We start from the raw sequence: 473 nt of genomic DNA on the forward strand, positions 1-473 counted from the left end.
CCTTGACTGATATCCCAGAAATACTGATTCAATTCATGAAGCATGCTGTATGCTAGGAAACTTTTGGCCGTCCCTTGATTTCCTGTAAATACAACTTTTCTAATTTCTCCGTTCTTTAAATCCTCCAAGGTTTCTTCTACAGCTTTCTTGTGACTAGTCGTTTCATCACACCCGGTTCTGTAATCAGATAATCTTGAAAGAGGAATTTTCTTATTTGTAATAACACTAGCCTTTTCCAGCATGTTGAATTTCTGTAAACGGCTAATCTTCTTATAATGAGCGTTAGCTTGTTCTTCCAAAACCTTATTGTTTTGCTCAACTACACATCTTGGACAAACAACTTGTCCTTTGTATTCAATCATTTGAACCGGCTTAATGATTTTTTGTCCGCCTATTTCATAAGAGTGATTCATACATTGATCAGAATGGTAATTCACCTTCAATTCCAGGGATTCTGCCATTTTTTTCATTGG

1 pseudogene is annotated in these 473 nt (G+C 36.2%); it reads right to left on the reverse strand.

Annotated elements, in window-relative coordinates:
* Positions 1 to 473: pseudogene (locus ACS2CR_RS34400) on the reverse strand (ATP-binding protein); the annotation flags it as partial.

The sequence above is a fragment of the Bacillus cereus group sp. BceL291 genome (assembly GCF_051776705.1).
Lineage (GTDB): Bacteria > Bacillota > Bacilli > Bacillales > Bacillaceae_G > Bacillus_A > Bacillus_A cereus.